The sequence below is a fragment of the Clostridium sp. M62/1 genome (genome assembly GCF_020736365.1).
GTDB classification, from domain to species: Bacteria; Bacillota; Clostridia; order Lachnospirales; family Lachnospiraceae; genus Otoolea; species Otoolea saccharolyticum_A.
The window spans coordinates 196,945-215,403 of sequence record NZ_CP085988.1 but is presented as its reverse complement, the minus strand read 5'-3'; the positions used below and the strand labels follow the sequence as shown (position 1 = coordinate 215,403).

21 protein-coding genes and 1 pseudogene are annotated in these 18,459 nt (G+C 45.9%); 10 read left to right on the top strand and 12 right to left on the bottom strand.

Features of this window, described 5'->3' with window-relative positions:
* Positions 1-54: 54 nt before the first annotated feature.
* The 12 genes from LK436_RS01180 to LK436_RS01125 all read right to left on the bottom strand — a co-directional run bounded on the left by LK436_RS01180 (position 55) and on the right by LK436_RS01125 (position 8,690).
* Complete coding sequence (locus LK436_RS01180; RefSeq protein ID WP_008394665.1) at positions 55-957, bottom strand: DUF6017 domain-containing protein; 903 nt, start codon at positions 955-957, stop codon at positions 55-57.
* A 41-nt stretch (positions 958-998) separates the two neighbouring features.
* The gene (locus tag LK436_RS01175; protein ID WP_044930275.1) at positions 999-1,517 is read right to left on the bottom strand and encodes a DUF5720 family protein; all 519 of its coding nucleotides are present in this window, start codon (positions 1,515-1,517) and stop codon (positions 999-1,001) included.
* A gap of 80 nt (positions 1,518-1,597) precedes the next feature.
* Positions 1,598-1,783 carry a helix-turn-helix domain-containing protein gene (locus LK436_RS01170; protein ID WP_044930277.1) on the bottom strand — a complete coding sequence of 62 codons (186 nt, stop codon included), beginning with the start codon at positions 1,781-1,783 and terminating at the stop codon, positions 1,598-1,600.
* Between the two features lie 492 nt (positions 1,784-2,275).
* Positions 2,276-3,670, bottom strand: a complete 1,395-nt coding sequence (locus tag LK436_RS01165) for a tyrosine-type recombinase/integrase (protein ID WP_008394670.1) — start codon at positions 3,668-3,670, stop codon at positions 2,276-2,278.
* Positions 3,645-3,899: a helix-turn-helix domain-containing protein gene (locus LK436_RS01160; protein WP_015544617.1), complete on the bottom strand. Its 255-nt coding sequence runs from the start codon at positions 3,897-3,899 to the stop codon at positions 3,645-3,647. Before LK436_RS01160 ends, LK436_RS01165 begins: the two co-directional genes overlap by 26 nt.
* Positions 3,900-4,069: 170 nt before the next feature.
* Entirely contained in the window at positions 4,070-4,855 is a 786-nt protein-coding gene (locus LK436_RS01155) for a DUF6551 family protein (RefSeq protein WP_008394672.1), read from the bottom strand.
* Positions 4,852-5,862 carry a hypothetical protein gene (locus tag LK436_RS01150; RefSeq protein ID WP_008394674.1) on the bottom strand — a complete coding sequence of 337 codons (1,011 nt, stop codon included), beginning with the start codon at positions 5,860-5,862 and terminating at the stop codon, positions 4,852-4,854. Before LK436_RS01150 ends, LK436_RS01155 begins: the two co-directional genes overlap by 4 nt.
* Positions 5,863-5,866: 4 nt before the next feature.
* A complete protein-coding gene (locus LK436_RS01145) occupies positions 5,867-6,067 on the bottom strand; it encodes a hypothetical protein (RefSeq protein ID WP_008394675.1) in 201 nt (66 codons plus the stop codon).
* Positions 6,064-6,441, bottom strand: coding sequence for a type II toxin-antitoxin system PemK/MazF family toxin (locus LK436_RS01140; RefSeq protein WP_008394676.1), 378 nt, complete (start codon positions 6,439-6,441; stop codon positions 6,064-6,066). The genes LK436_RS01145 and LK436_RS01140 overlap by 4 nt, the downstream gene beginning before the upstream one ends.
* Before the next feature lie 479 nt (positions 6,442-6,920).
* The gene (locus LK436_RS01135) at positions 6,921-7,214 is read right to left on the bottom strand and encodes a helix-turn-helix domain-containing protein (RefSeq protein WP_008394679.1); all 294 of its coding nucleotides are present in this window, start codon (positions 7,212-7,214) and stop codon (positions 6,921-6,923) included.
* A 624-nt stretch (positions 7,215-7,838) separates the two neighbouring features.
* Positions 7,839-8,033: a hypothetical protein gene (locus LK436_RS01130; RefSeq protein WP_008394682.1), complete on the bottom strand. Its 195-nt coding sequence runs from the start codon at positions 8,031-8,033 to the stop codon at positions 7,839-7,841.
* 42 nt (positions 8,034-8,075) lie between these two features.
* Positions 8,076-8,690 carry a LexA family protein gene (locus tag LK436_RS01125; protein ID WP_044930281.1) on the bottom strand — a complete coding sequence of 205 codons (615 nt, stop codon included), beginning with the start codon at positions 8,688-8,690 and terminating at the stop codon, positions 8,076-8,078.
* Between the two features lie 203 nt (positions 8,691-8,893).
* Here LK436_RS01125 and LK436_RS01120 point away from each other — a divergent pair.
* The 10 genes and pseudogenes from LK436_RS01120 to LK436_RS01075 form a co-directional block, all read left to right on the top strand.
* Positions 8,894-9,313: pseudogene (locus LK436_RS01120) on the top strand (ornithine carbamoyltransferase); the annotation flags it as partial.
* A 218-nt stretch (positions 9,314-9,531) separates the two neighbouring features.
* Entirely contained in the window at positions 9,532-10,197 is a 666-nt protein-coding gene (gene sdaAB, locus LK436_RS01115; protein WP_008394686.1) for an L-serine ammonia-lyase, iron-sulfur-dependent subunit beta, read from the top strand.
* Complete coding sequence (gene sdaAA, locus LK436_RS01110; RefSeq protein ID WP_008394688.1) at positions 10,197-11,069, top strand: L-serine ammonia-lyase, iron-sulfur-dependent, subunit alpha; 873 nt, start codon at positions 10,197-10,199, stop codon at positions 11,067-11,069. The genes sdaAB and sdaAA overlap by 1 nt, the downstream gene beginning before the upstream one ends.
* 92 nt (positions 11,070-11,161) lie before the next feature.
* The gene (locus LK436_RS01105) at positions 11,162-12,262 is read left to right on the top strand and encodes an ABC transporter substrate-binding protein (RefSeq protein WP_008394689.1); all 1,101 of its coding nucleotides are present in this window, start codon (positions 11,162-11,164) and stop codon (positions 12,260-12,262) included.
* 71 nt (positions 12,263-12,333) lie between these two features.
* Positions 12,334-13,179, top strand: a complete 846-nt coding sequence (locus tag LK436_RS01100) for an ABC transporter permease (protein WP_008394690.1) — start codon at positions 12,334-12,336, stop codon at positions 13,177-13,179.
* Entirely contained in the window at positions 13,179-13,985 is an 807-nt protein-coding gene (locus tag LK436_RS01095) for an ABC transporter permease (protein ID WP_008394693.1), read from the top strand. Before LK436_RS01100 ends, LK436_RS01095 begins: the two co-directional genes overlap by 1 nt.
* A gap of 5 nt (positions 13,986-13,990) precedes the next feature.
* Positions 13,991-14,995: an ABC transporter ATP-binding protein gene (locus tag LK436_RS01090; protein ID WP_008394695.1), complete on the top strand. Its 1,005-nt coding sequence runs from the start codon at positions 13,991-13,993 to the stop codon at positions 14,993-14,995.
* A gap of 24 nt (positions 14,996-15,019) precedes the next feature.
* Positions 15,020-16,015 carry a PHP domain-containing protein gene (locus tag LK436_RS01085; protein ID WP_008394697.1) on the top strand — a complete coding sequence of 332 codons (996 nt, stop codon included), beginning with the start codon at positions 15,020-15,022 and terminating at the stop codon, positions 16,013-16,015.
* A 64-nt stretch (positions 16,016-16,079) separates the two neighbouring features.
* Positions 16,080-16,622 (top strand): TetR/AcrR family transcriptional regulator C-terminal domain-containing protein, encoded by a 543-nt coding sequence (locus LK436_RS01080; protein ID WP_008394698.1) that lies wholly within the window; start codon positions 16,080-16,082, stop codon positions 16,620-16,622.
* A gap of 115 nt (positions 16,623-16,737) precedes the next feature.
* Positions 16,738-18,366, top strand: coding sequence for an IS1182 family transposase (locus LK436_RS01075; protein WP_008394701.1), 1,629 nt, complete (start codon positions 16,738-16,740; stop codon positions 18,364-18,366).
* Positions 18,367-18,459: the final 93 nt, after the last annotated feature.

Sequence of the window (18,459 nt, the reverse complement as noted above, 5' to 3'; positions counted from 1 at the left end):
TCATGGCGCTCGGCCTCCTTTCTGCGATATTTTCTGTCACCAAAGCCGCCCCCTCTATCCGTACAGATCGTGATTGACTTCGGCCCGGTAATAGCTGTCCATGGTAGCCGGGGCGTTATAGAGAGCCGCCAGCAGATAGGACTTGATATTCCGAACCTTGGTCGTGTTATTATCCAGGCAGTCGAACACATACTCCACATGAGAGAAGTTCACTTTCAGGAAGCGGCTTTTTACCACCTCGCGGGGGTAGTCATCTCCGGCAATGCGGATATATGGCCGCTGGGAGAGGACGGTTTGCAGCATCAGTTCAACCAGTTCGTCCACACGCTCATACCCGTACCGATGGACAAGAGCCTCAAATTCAATATTTTCTTTGATGATCTCCCGGTAGGTATCTATCCGATCAATCCTATCCCGATCCATCTCCGCGTTATCACCTGGCGTCCTTCCAGAAGCCGGATAGATTGATTGATGGGTATTTGATATATCCGTAATTGATTTTTCAGTATTTTGTTGTTTAGTATTTAATTGCGTTGGAATATCCGTATTCGGTTTCTCTGTATTCGGATTTACCGTATTCGGATTTTCCAAACACGGTTTTCCCAAATGCGGCGAGGGCGCCGTGTTCGGATTTTCCAAACGCGGTGACAATGGGCTTGGCTGCTGGGGCTGCTCATAGATCGTATATTCGATTTTGGCAAGTTTCCCGCTCGAATTACGCAGTTGGCGGCGAGTAATGTACCCATGCTTTTCCAATTCCAAAACCGCTGTCCGAATAGCGTCAAGGCTTTCCTTGTTGATACTTGCCAGTCCCCGCAGAGTAAAATCCCAGGAATCAGGCAGAGAGAGCATCTGAGACAAAAGGCCCTTAGCTTTCAAGCTGATGGTCTTATCATTCAGGTGATAATTTGACATCACCGTAAAGCCTTTCGTGCGCTCAACGCGAAAAACAGCCATTGTTTAGCCTCCTTTCTGCTAAGATTGAAACAGGGTAACAGCTACAAGGCCCTGTCCTTATGGTCGTAATTCAAATAGCCATTGTGTACTTTGGCATGATTCTTGATCTTGATAAAACCGCGTTCCTGATTCTCCATTGCTTTCCGATACCCCTCGTCTGTGAGGAACAGGCGCATCTTATCGCCTTTATCTCCGACAGGGGATTCAAAAGAAAGCACATCAAAGACAACCATGTGGCGTACCTCTGGGTCAAACCGCTCCAGGGCCATGATGTCATGCCCCTTTAACTTTTCAGCCCCGGATTGCTGCCGGGCCAGTGCGATCCGCTCGCCTATAGTACGAGGGTAAGGCAAGTGGTAGTTCTTCTGGATGTCCTTCACCAGATCCATGCACTGTTCATCTGACAGAACCCGCAGCTTTGCCATAAGGCCCCGCACCATATCACGCTGCTCCGGGTTACGGGTGAAACGAGCTGTCATATACAGTTCATCCAGCACTTTGGCCTGGCAGTCACCGTCAATCTGAAACAACTGCCTTTTTTCTTCTTCATTTAGTTCCATAAGAACCTCCTTTTTGCTATAATAGTCTATATGAAAAACGCCACAGGCAACGATTAGCCCATGGCGTTGAGAGTTTCGGTTCAATCTGATAAGTCTAAGTCATCTAACCATTTATCAAAAGACCTCTTTGAAATCCTAATTGCATTTCCAATGTGGACAATTTTGAAATGTCCTTCTTTAACCAGGTTATATGCGGAGGAACGTCCAATATTAAGAATTTTGGCAATATCCTCAACTGTGTAAGTCCTATTTTCTACATCTGACATAGATACCTCCAGTTCGATTCTTGCTAATAGCTTGCTAATTGAACAGTCTGAAATTAGCAAAAAAGCCTTTGAACACGCTATCATTCGGTGACAGGTGAAACGGCCTAAAAAGCCCGTAATTTCAAGGTTTTTTTACTATCGGAAGTCATTTTATGCGATGCCGTGTGAGGTGGTATGCCATACTCCTAAGCGGTAGGTCGGGTGTTCGAATCACCTCGCGGACGCCAGAAAGCTCGCCGAAAGCCTTGATTTTACAGGGTTTTCGGCTTTTTTTGTTTTTCTCGGTAGGTTCACCTGTGTTGATTTGCTAATTTTTCTTGCTAATAAATTTCTATAAATCTTTGTCTGCTAATAAAAAGTGAGCAGTTTACGGAGCGATCAGCGTCCGCAGGATTTGCTAATAAAGCCCTCTTGATAACCCTTTTGGGGACGCTGATTTTTTCTGATTTGCTAATACGGCATTTTGACCTCTCTATGCATTTGCTAATAAATTTACTGCTTATTAGCAAGCTGGATAGACTGAAGAACTTTCATTAGCAATTCTGGATTGCTGGTCAGAGCTGCCGCAAGGGCGTCTGTATCCATATTTGCAGAAACAGCAGCCTGTTCTGTAATGGATTTTTGAGATGTTTCTCCGTGATAGAACTTTGCCTCCATCTCGGCTGCAAGGGAACGTCGATCCTCATCCAAAATGTGGGCGTAGCGTTTTGTAACCATATCCGGTGTATTCCATCCGCCATCTCCCTGGACCGCTTTCAGATCTCCTTTGGAGAGCCTCAATTTTACACCTGCACTGGTATGCCGGATGCTGTGAAACACAATCTCTTCTGGATTGATTTCCGGGTCCTTCATGGCCTCCAGAACTTCTTTGAAGCGTTTGTTGAGGTGTTCTGTCATAATGGGCCGTCCATTGGCCTGGCAAATAATAAGGCCATAATCCATATATCCATCAGAGCCAAGTTCATGTTTCAGCTTATCCTGCATCTGACGTAAAGTTTTCAATTTCAATGCAACAGTATCTGGAATATAGACATTACGGATACTTCCCTCAGTTTTGGGCTGTTTCAGAACAATGACTGTCCGCGTACCAGGATAAAGATTCGGAAAACGGTAAAGGATATCCATTTTCGTGAGTTTGTCCAACAGTTTTTTATCAACCCGGTCAATAACCCGATCAATGTAGAGCATTCGATTCTCAGAATCATAACGTTCCCACTGTGTACCGCCCACCTCACCACCACGCAAACTGCAGGCAAATGCAAGCTGAATGGCACAGTGGATGAGAAAGTAGTCATAAATATCCGGGCGATCAGTAAATTCCAGAACACGGTGAAGCTGGTCTGGTGTCAGCGCAGGACGCTTCTTTTCTTTATGCTCCGGAAGCGTTGCATTGAGAAAGGGATTTTTGGCAATGTATTCCCATTTAACAGCCTGGTTAAATGCACAACGCAAAACCTTGTGAATATCGTGAATGGTAGACGCCGTAATCCGCTCCCTTTTTGGCTTTCCCATATTAGTGACAGGTTCGGCAGTATAAAGAAGGAAGTGGTAATAATCGTCCACCGTTTTTGTCCGGATACTGCGCAATTTCTTGTCTCCCAAATAAGGGTGTACATAATTTTCCAGAAGCCCTACATTTCCGTCGTAGGTGGAAGCTACCCATTTTTTCTCTCCATACTTTTCTACGAATTCATAGAGAAATTCACTGACGGTAAGGTCATTACGGTCAATGTGAATATTTTGCGCAACTTCATATTCTAGTTGAGCTTTTCTGGCCTTAGCCGCATTGTAGCTCAAACCCGATTCCCAAACCTGATGTCTGTCTTTACCTTCCCCCTCATAATAAACGATAGAATATGTTTTACCTCTTTTGACGATTGATGCCATTTTCAATACCTCCATTATCTCCATTATCTTCAAAATGATCGAGCCAGTAATCGAAGGAATATTTTGACACCCGCAGAGCTCGTCCAATGCGGATAATCTTAAATTTCCCGGAATTGCAAAGTTCGTAGGCCTTTCTTCGGCTGATGCCCAGGATTGCCTGAACTTCTGCAACCGAATACGTTCTCTTTCCAATAGGTTCTGTTATTGTATTTTCTATCTGCCCGAGCATAAAAACCTCCTTCCACCGCATCGGACTGATAGACTGCATCACATCGTCATACAATGCTCTTTTATTATAAGAGAGCTTATTCAGTTTATCAATCTTGCGGATTAACGCTCACTATGTTAAAACCGGATGTTATTGCTTGCTGGAGCAGACATCCGGTTTGATATTCCATATTAAAATTTCAGAGGAAGCATATAACGGCGACTGCTACCGTTATACATCCGGTAGACCTGGTACATATACTTTTTGTACCCAGCCATATTTATACCAAGAGAACGGCCTTCCCGGTAAATGGTAAGCGGATCGTACCGGCGCAGCTGCTCTACCAGGCGCTTAGGGCTATATTCATCGTGATAGAGATCCACGAAGAACACCACGCCCAGCAGAATCTCAAAACGAAGAGAATCCGGAGCGCCGTCCCATGCATTGACAATGTGCTGCATTCCTTCCTTATAGATTTTTTCGCCTACCTTTTTGTAGACGGAGTAGGCAGTGCCAACGCAACCGATCCGGTACTTGCCTCTGTCCTGGTTGTAGTCCAGCCGCAAGCCCACATCCTCCGTAGCTTTCAGGAAAGCCACCGCATCCGGGTCATTGCCGTAAATCAGCGCACGCAGTTTCGCACCGGCGGTGAGCTGAGCGGAAGTACCAGTCTGCTGGGCAAATAAAATAGCCTCATCCAGTTCGGAGAGGCCATAGAACACTTTGCAGCGGATGGGCAAGTCTTGACCACCGTTGCGGAGCTTCCTGGCGGCAATGGTATGCTGACCGTCAAAAACATAGTAGTGTCCGTCGCGGAAGCTGACCTTCGGGTCGTTGGCGATATGCTCGTCAAATTCTGCCGCAATCTTGCGGACACGGTTTGGATTCAGTTCCCGCTGGTAAGCGTTACGAGGGACTTCCAGATTCTTGCTGTAGATCATCATCTCGTCAAAGGGGCAGTTAATAAGGTTCTTCATGTTGGTTCCTCCTGTTCGATTTTGTGAATAAATTGAATAGCTTTTTTGAATATTTTCAGTACCTTGCGGCGGTACGATTTCTTACTTAAAAGACCCGGATAACTTTCAAAGCAGCGGAGACAGCGACGAATCATGGTGGATATCGCATCCTCCAGTTCATAGAACATGGTGCTTTCATCTGCCAGTTCTTCCGCAGTTTCCATGCCAGAAGAAATCGCAAGGATTTTTTGGATTTCTGTCATGGGGCGGGTAGGAAGCTCAGATTCTTTCGGCTCTGACTCTGGCTGAGCCTCATCATCAGTGATTGATGAAGGCTCAATCTCTGTCGGTATTTGCTTTTGAACTGGGGAGGGTGCTTTATCTGGTAGCTGCTTTGACTGACGTAGCTGTTCAACTAAAGCTGGACGATCATCGAGATTGGCTTTGGCAATAGCTGCTACAGCAGTATCCGTGGGTCTAATTGAGCCTGAAAGCAGTTCCTGTTTGATACCGGGTTCTATTTCCTCAGCAGCATCGACTCCCTTAGCATAACGCTCAGCACGACGGACATAGCTTTCGCTGGTGTTAATTTCTCGTGCGATGCATTCACTGGTTCGTTCGGATTTTTGCTTCGGGTCAAAATGACCCGAAGCACTTTTGTCTGCTAAAGCGTATTGATTTCCTCGGAAGCAATTAGCCAGCTTCTCCGCTTCATACCGCTGCCCAATCAAATATTTCTTCCGCTGTGGTGTCAAATTTCGACGACCAAGCTGGTTACAGCAAATCCAAGCAATGGCGGCATAGCGGTCAGGAAACTCCTTTTCAAAGACTGTGTATTTGATTTCCGGATGTGCTTGAATAATACGAAAGCGATTATGACCATCTACGATGCAGCCGTTCCAGACAATCAACGGATTCAGCACAACGCCGTCCTGGAGAATATTTTCTTCCAGCAGCTGATATTCTTCCTCAGTCAGAGGTGGAATTTTAGACTCGAACTCTGGGTCAATCCGCAGTAGTTCATCCATCTCATCACCCCCGTTCCGATACCGGCGTTACATAGTAGTCATAGCCCATGCGAATCTGGCAGTAGGTGCAGATTTCCTTTACTGTCTGCCGGTAATTTGCTCGCCGGATACGATAACTCCCTGTGATCTCGAAGTTTTCCCGGCAGGTGGGGCAAAGACAGATCAGGGAATTCCTGTCATTTCCTTGCCGGGTCAGGCGCGTCATACGCTGTCCTGGGAAAGCCCCAGGCTGGCACATACCGCTTTATCAATCACTTCCATCTGAGCTTTGGTCAACCGCCCAGCATAGCTGCGTATGCGGTGCTTATCGATCACCCGTAACTGTTCCAACATGAACAAGGAGTCTCCGTCATACTTCATTCCGGGAATCTTGCTCAGAACAACGTGTGTCGGCAGATATGGCTTTTTGTCGGCCTGCTTTGTAGCAGGTGTGACGATCAATGTTGGTGAATAGAAGTTTCCTACGTCATTCTGCAGGATCAGCACAGGGCGGATACCGCCGTGCTCACAGCCATAGGCAGGATTTAAGTTTGCAAAGTATATCTCTCCGCGATGATATTGTTTAAAATCTCGATCCATTGTGTGTACTCCTTTCTTGTGGGTATGTTAAAGGAGCCAGAACACGGGAATAACCTTCCCGGTCATGGCTCCCGAAAATTTCTTAAGCGGTTATTTTCTCACATTTGTCCTCGACACCCCTGAGAAGCGGGAAATCATCAGGCGGCAGCTTGCTGGGCTGCTCCATAGGCATCTAACCTCCCCGCCTTCCTTATGGCCGGGCTGCGAATTACAGAAGTATCATTATCCCTGTATGCCGTCCTGGCCCTGCCGGTTGCAATCCGGTATTTTGTAGCAAGTATGGTTCGCTCGCCTCCGGGTGGAAGGTCATGGCGTACTGCCTGTCCGGCTCTGACATACGGTAATGTACCTGATGAATGAGTATTCGGTTTTCAAGGTTCCCAGCCGGTGTTCCCTGGCTGTGATTAAATTGTAGCCGAATCCAAATTGTTTCCAGAGTGACTCGTTGTCACGGTACTGGTCGAGTTTGTCACGGTAGCTTAAAGAGAAGCCTTCAGCTGCCCAATTTGACCCATTATGTTTTCCAGTTCTCGCTGGATACGATCAGTGTCTGAATATTTCACTCGTCCAAGGATCAGATAGTCCAGAGATATGTCAAATGTAATAGCAAGTTCAATCAGCAGGTCGAGTGAGCCACCGCGTCTTCCATTTTCCAGTGCCCTGTAATGATCCAGACTAATGTTCAGCTTGTCGGCCATCTGTTGCTGGGTCTTGCCACATTCCAAGCGCAGTTTTGAGATTCTCATTCCACATTCCATAGGATCGTAATACATAATTTTTCCTTTCCGCCTGTGCGAAAAGCGGCAAAGAATACAAACTCCGCAGCGGTTTCCCATCTCACAGCCTGAAAGTGAGCGCAAAAAGAGAAGGGTACCGATACCGCACTTCCTTAAAACAGGATCAGTGCAATATTTGTATCCTCAGCCCTTAATGCATATCAGGCTTTCGATATTTTTGAAAGCCCTGCCGGAAAGCAAAAGAAGGCCGCCGACAGAGCCGGACTCCAAAATTGGAATCCAATTCTGCCAGCGGCCTCTCATGTAATATCTGGTTAAACCTCTGGAACTGTTAAGGTATGTGACCTGGAGCAGGATTTACGCAGCCTGTTTCATCTCAACCTGTCCGTCGTTATACCTGTGTATTCATTTTTTGTCAGAGACTGGCGAGCCGCCCAGTCTCATTGACTTCGCCTTTGGGGGCGTAGATGTCAATTCGGTCATGCCGACGCCCCATTACTTTTCTGACCATTACTGCATGGCATTTTGAGCATTCCACCTTGATCGTACCGCTGGAATTTTTATACCCAACGGAGATTCCACCGCAATTTGGACAATGCCATGAGAATGGTCGCCAAATTTCCTTTTCCTGCATAAGTCCATCCTCCCTCCATGGCCTTGTCACTTTGTTGAAATCAAAAATTTCTCTGCCAGCTCTCTGCCGGTATAAACAGGGATTGGCTTCGTCTTAGCATATGCCAGTATCTGCACTGCCTGATGGCAATGCTCGCACTCCATCCAGCCATCCGTTTCCTCCAGATAGAGATTATGGTTCAGCTTCCCGCAGATTGGGCAACGTACATCGTAGGTTTCCATTGTCAGAACACATCCTTTCCTGATTTATCGTAAAGGCCAGTGTTACAGGGCCTTGATGACGTGTTTTGCCACGCCCTGTACAATGAGCTGCTTCACTCGAATTTCTTTGTCTGGATACTTTGTTTGATTCGCATATCGAAGAATCACATCTCCGTTTTCCTCATCAATTCCGCCAAAGGTTTTCAGAGTGTTCTCATTGTCCTCATCCAGCGCGACGACAATATCGCCGACCGCCGCTGTATCTTGTATTCTGATAACGATCAGATCTTCATCCTCGATGCCCGCATCTACCATGGAGTCGCCTTTAGCGCGGAGAATATAGAATTTACCCTCTCCAAAAATGGATTTGGGAAGGCTTACATATTCCTCTACGCTTTCCTCCTCACGCTCCGGGTCTCCACAGCGGATACTGCCAACCACCGGTGCGGAAAAATATCCGGAGGTACATTTGCCGACCTGCTTTGTCACAATGGTTTTGCCATCATAGGAAAGCATACCGCGCTCATTCATGGCGACAAGGTAGCGATAGGAAGTCGCCTTTGACACGCCAACGCCTTGTGCAATCTCATTTACAGACGGAGAGGCGTGGTGTTCACGGTAATACTGGTCAACAAAGGTACAGATTGCATTCATCACTTCCGGGTTCTTGCTTCTCATGGTCATTCCTCACATTCTAAATGAAACGGCTCGTTTCAGATATTTATATTATAGCGAACACCTGTTCTTCTTGCAAGGGATATTTTGCCAGAAAAAACGAGATGTCGCCGTTTAGCGACATCTCGTGCGAAATATCATTGTTTATTCGCTCACGGGTCTAATACCCCGCTGCTTGCAGCGTTCTAAAAGAGAAACTAGGAGCGGATGAGCTTGTCGCACAGTGTCAGGAGTATGCAAAGGAATCAGGTGCAACGATCACGCTGACATCCGATGTAAAAGAGGGAACAAAAGATGCCGACGTTATCTACACAGATGTATGGGTATCCATGGGAGAGCCGGACGAAGTATGGGAGAAGAGGATTAAAGAGCTCTCTCCATATAAAGTGACAAAAGAAGTGATGGCAAACGCAAAAGACAGCGCGATCTTCCTGCACTGTCTTCCCGCATTCCACGATCTGAAGACAAAGATCGGAAAAGAAATGGGTGAGCGTTTTAATATAGAAGATATGGAAGTGACGGACGAAGTGTTCGAGTCCGAACAGTCTAAAGTGTTTGACGAGGCAGAGAACCGTATGCATACGATCAAGGCTGTGATGATGGCTACGCTGGGAATTGAAGAATAAGAACAGATACCGCAGGTAAACATATTTTTGAAGCGGCGTCTTCGGACAAGTGCCGGACAGAGTTAGAAGTATTAATTCTGTCCGGCATTTTTACGTGCTTTTTACATGGATGTAATACAACCGGGAAAAGATATCTGTTAGAATTACACTTGAATATGTCTGTCGGACGAATATGACGCCATGTTGCGGCTAAAATTATTAGAATGGAGAAATAGAAGATGAACATATTTGATATTCTCGGCCCTGTTATGGTTGGCCCGTCCAGTTCCCATACGGCGGGAGCGGTCAGAATAGGGTATGTTACAAGGACAATGCTGGGAGAAGAGCCTGTGAATGCCATGATCAGCTTGAGCGGTTCATTTGCAGCGACAGGGAGCGGACACGGAACAGACCGGGCGCTTATCGCAGGGCTTCTTGGTATGAAGCCGGATGATATGCGCATACCGGACAGCTTTGAACTGGCAGAACAGGAGGGGCTGTCTTTTTCCTTTGCAAATATACGGCTCCCAGGGGCACATCCGAATACGGCTGTACTGGAAGTGGAAGGGAAAACAGGACTGTCAATAAAAATACAGGCATCCTCGCTTGGCGGAGGCCGGATTATGATCGATAAACTGGATGATACGGAAGTACACTGTACAGGTTCCTGTCCGACTTTGATTATACACAATCAGGACAGTCCGGGTATGGTATCGGAAGTAACAGGTATTTTGTCGCGGAAGAATGTTAATATTGCGACTCTGCAGCTTTATCGGGATAAGAGGGGCGGACTTGCAGTAATGGTGATAGAGACAGATCAGACGGTTCCTCGGGAAACAGTCTCCATGCTGGAGAAGTTGGAAGGTATTGAGCGTATTATGTATATCCGTGGGGAGGAAGTGTAATGTCGTATTCATCTTTAAATGAGATCACACAGAGGTGTAACAGCGAAGGTATTCCGTTTTGGAAGGCGGTACAGTATTCAGATATGGAGGAACGGGAAGTAACAGAGCAGGCGTCCTTTCAGATGATGCAGAAGATGTGGAATGCTATGAAAGCAGCGGGAGATTCTTACGATAAGGATCAGAAATCGCGCAGCGGTCTTGTAGGGGGCATGGGCGGTCAGATGAGGAGTTATATGGAAAAAGGCGATACGCTGAGCGGGGATTTTATGTCCGAAGTGATTGCACAGGCATTGGAGATGGGCGAGTCGAATGCCTGTATGCACCGGATTGTCGCAGCGCCGACTGCCGGAGCCTGCGGTGTGCTTCCGGCAGTGCTCCTTCCGATATACAGCCGAAAAACAGCATCGGATACTGAGATCACGGAGGCAATGTATACAGCCGCAGGGATAGGGCAGGTTATTGCGTCCCGGGCTTTTATTGCAGGTGCGGCAGGCGGTTGTCAGGCTGAAATCGGCTCGGCATCGGCAATGGCTGCGGGGGCGCTGGTATCCCTCAGGGGAGGAACGGCAGAGCAGATCGCACATGCGGCTGCTATGGCGCTCAAAAATCTTCTCGGGCTTGTCTGTGATCCGGTGGCGGGACTGGTTGAAGTGCCCTGCGTTAAGCGGAATGTGATAGGTGCGGTTAATGCCGTTTCAAGCGCAGATATGGCTCTTGCCGGAATTGTAAGTATAATCCCGCCGGATCAGGTCATCGATGCGATGAAAGAAGTAGGGGAGAGTATGCATATTTCTTTAAAAGAGACAGGGGAAGGCGGAGTGGCCAATACTCCGGAGGCAAGAAAAATAAAATTTAACCTGAACTTACAATGACTTAACGTTCCGTTGGTGATTATTTTACATCATTTTGCTATAATGTATCTCGGTAATTCAAAAAAAAAGAAGTTGAAAAAGGGAGAACAGGAATGAAAAGAAGAATAATAAGTGCGTTGCTGCTTGTCTGTATTACTGCGGCAATCGCTTCAGGATGCGGTTCTGATGAACCGGTTGAAACAGTTGATCTGAACAGTATGACTCTGGAAGAGATTGAAGCACAGGCAAAAGAAGAGGGAGAACTTGCATCTGCGGCGATGCCTGATACATGGGCCAACTGGGGTGAAACATGGCAGGAGTACACAGATACGTACGGGATTGAGCATGTGGATACTGATATGTCTTCTGCGGAAGAAATTTCGCTGTTTGAGACAGAGGGGACAGATGCTACGAAGGATATTGGTGATGTAGGACAGGCATTCGGACCGGTAGCGGAAGAGCAGGGAGTTACACTTCCGTATAAGACAAGCTACTGGGATTCGATTCCGGACTGGGCGAAAGACGATGACGGAGACTGGATCATAGGATATTACGGCACAATGTCTGTTATTGTTAACAACAAGATCGTAAAAGACACACCTACATCTTTTGAAGATATCTTAAACGGTGATTATATAGTTGCAGTCGGAGACGTGCAGGCTGCCACTCAGGCTCAGTATGCAGTCCTTGCTGCAGCAATTGCTTACGGCGGAGATGAAAGCAACATTCAGCCGGGACTTGATTACTTCAGACAGATTGCTGAGCAGGGAAGACTTGACCTCGGCGAGTTTACTCAGGCACGTATCGAGAAAGGAGAAGTCGGAGTAGCTTTCTTATGGGATTTCAACGCTCTTGGTTACAGAGAGCAGTTTGTAGAGAATAATCCGGATGCAGACTTTACAGTTTTTATCCCGTCTGAGGCATCTATCCAGACCGGATATGCTACAATTATCAACAAATATTCAAAGCATCCGTGTGCTGCGGCTCTTGCGAGAGAATACATTTTAAGTGATGAGGGACAGATCAATCTTGCAAAAGGTTATGCAACACCGATACGTGAGGATGTGGAGCTTCCGGACGATGTGGCTTCAAAACTCCTGGACGACAGCCAGTATGCAAACGCGAGAATGGTAGAAGATCAGGATGCATGGGACGAGACCGCGCAGACGATCGGAACATTGTGGCAGGAAGAGGTTGTAGCTTACGCACAATAAAATGTATTGACGGATGACCGGACTGCTGCATAAAGTGCAGCGGTCCGTTTTATGTAAAAGGTGAGGTTAATATGAAAACACAAAAGAAAACATACATATTTGCGCTGGTGCCGTTTTTGCTGCTATGTCTTCTGTTTGAGATCATACCGGTCATTTTTACGGTCATCAGAAGTTTCTTCCCGGAGGGAGGAGACATGGGATTTACACTTGATAACTATATTAATATATTTACCGGAAAACTGTATCAGCAGGCCATAGTCAACAGTCTGCTCATCTCGATTCTTTCTTCGGTTATCGGGCTGCTCGTGGCATTTATCGGTGCAAAAGCAGTCCATGAGGAAAAAGGTAAACTGAAGCAGGTATTCATGAGTATTCTGAATATGGTATCAAATTTTTCGGGCGTACCGCTGGCGTTTGCATATATCATTATGTTTGGAAACATCGGTGTCATGACGATGATCGGCGCGAATTACGGAATTGAATTTCTGGCGGAGTTCCCCCTGTATTCTGTATGGGGACTTCTGCTGATATATGTATATTTCCAAATCCCCCTGTCCACACTCCTGCTGATCCCGGCATTTGATTCGATCAGAAAAGAGTGGAAAGAAGCGGTTGCCCTTCTGGGCGGCAGCCGGATGACATTCTGGAGGAAAGTCGGCATCCCAGTACTGATGCCGAGTATACTGGGAACATTTTCTGTATTGTTTGCCAACGCACTGGCAGCTTATGCGTCTGCCTATGCACTGCTGATGAACAATGTATCACTGCTTCCGATCCGTCTGTCGGAACAGTTCGTCGGCGATATCATACAGAGACCGGAGTTCGGAAGTGCGATTGCAGTCATCATGATGGTCTTCATGGTGATCGCCATTGGCGTACAGAATAAGATGACTCCAAAGAAAGGGGGGAGACGCTGATGAATACAGAAAAAAAGAAACGCAATGCAGGATCAAAGATTGCGATTATTGTAATTATAGTGTATCTGCTTCTCCCACTGGTAATGACGCTGATTTACTCCCTTTTTCAGGAGTGGATCGACGTGATGCCGACAGGTTTTACTCTGGGAGCTTATACAGAGCTGTTTACTGATCCTCTGTTCTGGAAAGCAGTCGGGCGTACGGTTATTATTTCTATTGTTCCGATCGTGCTGTGTACAGTGTTTGTACTGCTGGCGATGTATGTGGTAGTTGTCTACCATCCGGAATGGGATAAAATGATTCAGATTCTGTGTACGATTCCGTATGCAATCCAGGGCGTCATCCTTCCAATCTGCGTTCTGTCGCTTTACAGCAGTGCGCCGGAACCTTTCGGAGACAGAATGTTCATGCTTGTTGCGACTTATATGGTTGTAATCCTTCCCTATGTATATCAGGGAATCAGAAATAATCTGAATGGTGTCGGGGCGCCAAGGCTTATCGAGGCGGCGCAGATGCTGGGAGCGAGCAAGTTTTACGCATTCTTCCGCGTCGTTATTCCGAATATTATGAGCGGTGTCACAATTTCAGTCATGCTGGCGATGGCAATTGTATTTGGTGATTTCGTTATCATTAATACACTGGCGGGCGGACAGTTTATGACAGCACAGATGTATTTATATGATGTAATGAAAAAATCCGGGCAGAGGACCTGCGCCGTGATCGTTATACTTTTCCTCGTAACTCTGATCATTTCGGCTTGTGCATTTTTCCTGCAGTCGAAGGGCAAAGACAGAAAGGACAGATAAAGAAAATGGCTTATATTGAATTTAAAAATATCGATAAATTTTATGGTGATAATCATGTGTTAAAGGGAATCAATCTGGAAATCCATAAAGGTGATTTTGTTACACTTCTGGGCCCTTCCGGATGTGGAAAGAGTACGCTGCTCCGCTGTCTCGCAGGACTTGAGCAGATCTCAGGGGGACAGATACTGCTGGACGGTGAGGATATTACAAACAAAGATCCAAAGGACCGTAATATCGGAATGGTGTTCCAGCAGTACAGCCTTTTCCCGAATATGACGGTAGAAGAGAATCTTTCTTTCGGATTAAAACTTCAGAAACTTCCGTCAGATGAGATTGGAAGACGTGTAAGAGATGCCATTGATATGGTAGAGTTAAAAGGAAAAGAAAAAGAGTACCCGGGAAATCTTTCCGGAGGACAGCAACAGAGGGTCGCTCTTGCGAGAGGAATTGTGATGCAGCCGAAAGTGCTGCTTCTGGATGAACCTCTGAGTGCTATTGATGCGAAACTGAGAAAATCTCTTCAGACGAGCATTCGGAGAATACACAAAGATCTTGGTCTGACGTCTGTGTTCGTAACCCATGATCAGGATGAGGCAATGGTAATGTCTGATGTGATACACCTGTTCCATGACGGCGTTATTGAACAGTCGGGCAGTCCTGTAGAAGTTTATACAAAACCGGAGACGACTTTTGCGGCAGGATTCATCGGAAATTATAATATTCTGGATGCGAATGCCATGGAAGCAATTACAGGAAAGAAATGGAACAGCGGACAGTTTGCAATCCGTCCTGAGACTTTCCTGCTGTCCAAGGATACGATCACGACGGAAGATTACCGTATGAACGGAACGATCATTGACTATGTGCCAAGAGGAAATGTGCTCCGCTACCATATTGATATCAATGGCGTGGAAGTGTATGCAGACGTGCTGTTCCGGAGTATGTCTATGTTTAATGTGGGTGAGAAGATCAATGTAGGAGTGGCCGATCATAACTGTGTGCGGCTTTAAGACCGGGCGGCAAGGAGGAAAAAAGTGGATAAAATTACAATACGCGGATTTTCGGAAAAAGGAAACTGGTACAAGGGGAATCTTCACAGCCATACGGTGAATTCTGATGGAATGCTTACCCCTGAACAGTCTGTAAAGCTTTTTAAAGAGCATGGATACAACTTTCTGTGCTTTTCCGAACATGATAAGTATACGGATTACAGAGCGGAATTTGACTGTGATGACTTCATTATCCTGCCGGGGCTTGAGGCGTCCGCAATCCTTTATTATGATGAGGTTTCCGGGAGAAGAAAAAAAGTACATCACATTCATGGCATTCTCGGCACAGAGGAGATGCAGAGAAATGCGGTCCTTCCATTGTATCAGCACAATGAGATCCATCCGGTGCATAAATATTACGGACAATGGGACGGGGCTGCGGCTGCCCAGAAACTGGCGGATGAAATGATACAGCACGGTATGGTAGCTACATACAATCATCCGATATGGTCGAGAGTGAGAGAAGAGGAATTTATAAATACAGAAGGAATCTGGGCACTTGAGATTTATAACTATAATACAGTTAATGAAAGTAATACCGGATATGATGAAACATATTTCGATGTGATGTTAAGAGAAGGAAAGAAAATTTTTGCTTTTGCATCGGACGACAATCATAATGAAGGAAATTTCGATGACGCATGCGGAGGCTACATCGTGGTCAAAGCAGAGAGGCTGACGCATGAAGATATTGTACAGAATATGCTGGCAGGAAATTATTATTCATCATCGGGACCGGAGATCCGTGACTGGGGAATCAGAGACAATGTGGCCTACGTTGACTGCAGTCCGGTCTACAGGATTGACTTTGTTGCTGGAAATGATATAAATGACGGTATTTCCAGAGTGTGCGGATCTTATGACGATACGATTGAGCACGGAGAATACGAACTGAAGGGTCATGAGACTTATGTTCGGGTAAAATGTACGGACAAGAACGGAAAAACTGCATGGAGTAACCCGATCTGGCTTGCAAAATGATAAATTTTTTACTTGTTTCTTTGGAAAAGGTATAATAAAATAGCATCACAGAAGAGGTGTTTATATGAGAGAAGACATGAAAGCAGTGATTGCAGATACCTTTTCCCAGATGCTGGATAAGGAAGACATAGATAAAATTACGGTGACAAAGCTGATCGCGGAATGCCATATCTCAAGGCAGACATTTTATTATCACTTTAAAGATATTATGGATGTGCTGGAGTGGACGTTCCGACGTGCCACGCAGGAGCTGGTGCAGAAGAGCCTGAATGAAGAAGACCGTTTGGGAGCACTGACCACTTATGTCGCGTTTGTGCGGCAGAACAGGAAAAAATTCGAGCGGTTGCTCTATTCCCGCCGCTGGGTTCAGATCGAGGGGATGCTTGTCGAGGCGGTAACCGTATATCTGGCGCAGATAGCGCGCAGTAAGGTTCCGGAGCTTGACCTGAGCGTGGATGATCTGGAAGTGATGCTGAGGTTTTATGCCTGCGGAATGGTGGGAGTCCTGCTGCAGTATATGGAAAAACCAAACCTGAATGAGGAAAAGCTGGTCATACAGATGGAAAAGATCATCACGGGAAAGATGTTTCCGGGAAAACATGATTGAGAATATTGTAAATGAAGAGGGGCTGTCGCACTAAATAATTAGTGCGGCAGCACTTTTTTGCAGAGAATAAGAGCCAGGTCTGTGCAAGGCCTGGCTCTTGGTGTAAAATTTATTTATGCGAATAAATAAAATCCTACAGAAAGATTATACCTTATCTTCTCTGTACTATCAAATCAAACTTCCGCTGGATGTGGAAATTTTGATTCCGGCAGATGATCCGGTCCGTCTTCTGAGTGCATTTGTGGAGGGAATGGAACTCAGCGATCTTTATCAGACTTATGGAAAGATAAAGAAAAATCAGGCGACACCGAGACAGCTGTTTAAGATCATGGTCTACGCCAGCATGAATCGGATCTATTCCAGCCGGGATATCGAAACTGCATGCCGCAGGGATATCAACTTCATGTACCTTTTGGAAGGGAAACCAGCACCTGACCATGCAACCTTTGCACGTTTTATTTCTCTGCATTTCGCACAATGCTCGAAAAAGACATTGGCCGAGGTGTCGAAACTCTTATATTCCCTTGGGGAGATTTCCGGGAAAAGTATCTTTATTGACGGAACGAAAATAGAATCCGTTGCGAATAAATATACTTTTGTCTGGAAAAAAGCCATTACGAAAAATCAGGCAAAACTATTCGATAAGATTCTTGTCTTTGTGGAAGAGTGTGAAAATCTTTACGGTTTCAGGATCGCTTATAACGGGAAAGTCTCTCTTCACACATTAAAAAGGCTGCGAAAAAAGCTGTGCAGGATCAGGCAGGAGGAAGGGATTGTCTTTGTTCATGGAACCGGACGACGAAAAACACACCTTCAGAAATCGCTGGAAACTCTGGAAACTTACATAGCAAAACTGAAGGAGTACAATAAAAAGCTTTATGTCTGTGGAGACCGTAACAGTTATTCTAAAACAGACCCGGATGCGACTTTTATGCGAATGAAAGAAGATGCCATGCTCAATGGGCAGCTGAAACCGGCTTATAATCTTCAGCATGGAGTGGATTCAGAATACATCACATGGCTGGATATCAGTCCACGGCCTACGGATACGAGGACCTTGATCCCATTCCTGAAAGATATGGAGTTGTATCTTCCGTTTAAATATCAGGAGATTGTGGCAGATGCAGGATATGAAAGCGAAGAGAATTACCTGTTTCTCGAAGAAAACGGTCAGCTGGCCTATATCAAACCCCAGAACTATGAAATTTCCAAACCCCGAAAATACCGTCAGGATATCGGGCGGATGGAAAACATGAAATATGATGAGAAAGCGGACTGTTATTACTGTAAAAATGGACAGGTGTTGACGATGCAGTACGAAAAGAGAGAAAAGACGGCCAGTGGATACCGGAGAACCGTTACCGTATATCGAAGTAACGGATGCAGCGGATGCCCTTTCAAAACAGACTGCATCAAGGGGAACAACTGCAAAACACCAATGGAAGACCGCCAGAAAGTACTGTACGTTTCGAAAAAAATGAAAGAAAAACGTCAGGAGACATTGGAGCGGATTACCAGTGATTATGGTACACAGCTCCGAATGAACCGAAGTATCCAGGCCGAGGGAAGTTTTGCAAACATCAAAGAGGATATGGAATTCAGACGATATTTATATCGAGGGAATGCAAATGTAACCGCCCAGAGTATCCTGCTGGCGATCGGGTATAACATAAACAAACTTCATCATAAGATTCAGGCAGGAAGGACAGGGCGTCATTTATTTCCACTCAAACAAACCGCCTGATTTTGACAGCTCAAAAGTAAATCCTGAAAATGAACCTTTTTTCAGAAAAGGTTTATTAAAGTTCGCCTTTTTATAGAAACGGAATAAAAGAAG